We start from the raw sequence: 2,960 nt of genomic DNA on the forward strand, positions 1-2,960 counted from the left end.
GTCGCTCGGGGGCCGGCCTCAGTGGAGGCTCAGCGAGTCCAGGAACGGTTCGATGGCGGAGCGCCAGGCCATGTGCACCACGCGCATGATGACCGGCGTCGGCCGGCCGCAGTTCTCCGCCGTCCTGGAATGCGCCGCCGAGGCCAGGCAGTACGGCAAGCACGTCTGGGCCGACGGCGGTGTCCGCCACCCGCGCGACGTCGCCATGGCCCTCGCGGCCGGTGCCTCCAACGTGATGGTCGGCTCCTGGTTCGCGGGCACCTACGAGTCCCCGGGCGACCTCCAGCACGACGCCCAGGGCCGCGCCTACAAGGAGTCCTTCGGTATGGCGTCCGCCCGGGCCGTGCGCAACCGCACCTCGGAGGAGTCGGCGTACGACCGCGCCCGCAAGGCGCTGTTCGAGGAGGGCATTTCCACCTCCCGCATGTTCCTCGACCCGGCCCGCCCGGGCGTCGAGGACCTGATCGACTCGATCATCGCGGGCGTCCGCTCCTCCTGCACCTACGCCGGCGCGGGCTCGCTGGAGGAGTTCGCCGAGAAGGCCGTCGTCGGCATCCAGAGCGCCGCGGGCTACGCGGAGGGAAAGCCCCTGCACGCCAGCTGGAGCTGACACCCCCGGCGCTACGCCGTACGGCCCCCGTCGACCCGCCCCGCGGGACGTGCGGGGGCCGTTCCGTTGCGTCGTCGGGGCCCTCCGACAAGCGCCGATGCAACACTCGGCAGCCGTCCCGCAACGAAGACCCGCCCAGCCCCGGGGAACGCAATGATCTTGCAGGTACGCGCAAGGTTGCTGCATTTCACCAGCAACGCCGTTGCTCATAGGCTGTCGCCTCGTACGTGGCGTGGCGGGGACACCGCTCGGTGGGTCCCTGTCTCCTGGGTGCCCGCGGTCCCTGCCGCCCTGACCGGCAGCGATAAGGAGCCAGCGCGTGCTCGACCAAGGCGCACCCCCGCAGAACCCAGGCCAGACAGCCGCCCCCGCGTCCCCCGGCATCGGCGCGCGCCTCATGCGCCGCAAGCCCGTGGAACGCCTGGTCGAGGAGGGTGGGCAGGGCGAGGGCGGCTCGCTGCGCCGCACCCTCGGGCTGTGGCAGCTCACCATGATCAGCATCGGTGCCACCCTCGGCACCGGCATCTTCGTCGTCCTCGGCGAGGCCGTCCCCAAGGCGGGCCCGGCCGTCACGCTCTCCTTCGTCATCGCCGGTCTCACCGCCCTGTTCTCGGCCCTGTCCTACGCCGAGCTGGCCGGCACCATCCCGGTCGCCGGCTCCTCCTACTCGTATGCGTACGCAACGATGGGTGAGCTGATCGCCTGGATATGCGGCTGGTGCCTGGTCCTGGAGTACGGCGTCTCGGTCGCCGCCGTCGCGGTCGGCTGGGGCGAGTACCTCAACGAGCTGCTCGACGGGACCATCGGCGTCACCATCCCGGCCGCCCTCTCCGCCCCGCCCGGCGACGGCGGCGTGTTCAACCTGCCGGCGCTGATCGTCGTCCTGCTCGCGATGGCGTTCCTGCTGGGCGGCGCCCGCGAGTCCGCCCGCGCCAACACCGTCATGGTCGTCGTGAAGATCGCCGCGCTGGTGATGTTCTGCGCCATCGGCGTCCAGGGCTTCCGCTCCGGCAACTACGAGAACTTCATGCCGCTGGGCATGGCCGGGGTCAGCGCCGCCGGCGCCACGCTGTTCTTCTCCTACATCGGCTTCGACGCCGCCTCCACCGCCGGCGAGGAGGCCAAGAACGCCCAGCGCGACCTGCCCCGCGCGATCATGCTGTCGCTGGTCATCGTCACCGTGCTGTACGTCCTCGTCGCGGCCGTCGCGGTCGGCGCCAAGCCCTGGAAGGGTTTCACCGACTCCGAGGCCGCCCTCGCCCAGATCATGCGCGAGGTCACCGGACAGACGTTCTGGGGCACGCTGCTGGCGTTCTGCGCCGTCATCGCCATCGCCAGCGTGGTGCTGACCGTGTTGTACGGCCAGACCCGCATCCTGTTCGCCATGTCCCGAGACGGGCTCGTGCCGAAGGTGTTCGCCAGGGTCCACCCGAAGACCGGCGCCCCCCGCGCCAACACCCTGATCGTCTCCCTGTTCTGCGGAGTCCTGGCCGCCGCGATCCCGCTCGGCCAGCTCGCCGACGCCACGAGCATCGGCACCCTGTTCGCCTTCGCCCTCGTCAACGTGGCCGTCGTGGTGCTGCGCCGGACCAAGCCGGACATGCACCGCACCTTCCGGGTGCCGCTCTCGCCGGTCCTTCCCGCGCTGGGCTTCGCCTTCTGCGTCTGGATGATGGGCAGCCTGTCCACCGTGACCTGGGTGGTCTTCGGTGTCTGGATGACCGCCGGTCTCGTGTTCTACTTCGGGTACGGCTACCGCCGTTCCCGACTCGCACCATCCGAAAAGTGATCAACCCACTGTGCTGAACGATCTCGACGAACGCATCGTGCACGCCCTCGCCGAGGACGCCCGCCGCTCCTACGCCGACATCGGCCAACTCGTCGGCCTCTCCGCACCGGCCGTGAAACGGCGCGTGGACCGGCTGCGGGCCACCGGAGCCATCACCGGCTTCACCGTACGGGTGGACCCGGGCGCCCTCGGCTGGGAGACCGAGGGGTTCGTCGAGATCTACTGCCGCGGGAACACCTCCCCGGAGACCATTCAGCGGGGCCTGGAGCGCTACCAGGAGGTCGTGGCCGCGTCCACCGTCACCGGGGACGCGGACGCGATCGTCCAGGTCTTCGCCTCCGACATGCGCCACTTCGAACGGGTCCTGGAGCGGATCGCCGGGGAGCCGTTCGTCGAGCGGACCAAGTCCGTGCTCGTGCTCTCGCCGCTGCTGCGGCGCTTCTCGTCGGGTTCGCCCACGTAAGTCTGTGGCCCCCATCGGGCCACCCCCCTAGTGCCGCGGCAGGCAACGTTTGCCCGTTGAGGAGCGGCGCTCGTCTACAGTCCCGTTGAGGCTTGGAC

General features: G+C 70.5%; 3 protein-coding genes. All 3 read left to right on the forward strand.

The genetic code is table 11. The features are described 5' to 3' along the window. A partial coding sequence (locus ABZ281_RS44410) for an IMP dehydrogenase (protein WP_356663965.1) occupies nucleotides 1–610 on the forward strand: 610 nt, incomplete at its 5' end. 319 nt (nucleotides 611–929) lie between these two features. Then, nucleotides 930–2,399: an amino acid permease gene (locus ABZ281_RS44415; RefSeq protein WP_356663967.1), complete on the forward strand. Its 1,470-nt coding sequence runs from the start codon at nucleotides 930–932 to the stop codon at nucleotides 2,397–2,399. A gap of 10 nt (nucleotides 2,400–2,409) precedes the next feature. Next, a complete protein-coding gene (locus ABZ281_RS44420) occupies nucleotides 2,410–2,862 on the forward strand; it encodes an Lrp/AsnC family transcriptional regulator (protein ID WP_031104506.1) in 453 nt (150 codons plus the stop codon). Nucleotides 2,863–2,960 lie beyond the last annotated feature (98 nt).

It is taken from the genome of Streptomyces sp. NPDC006265 (assembly GCF_040613555.1).
Classification (GTDB): Bacteria; Actinomycetota; Actinomycetes; order Streptomycetales; family Streptomycetaceae; genus Streptomyces.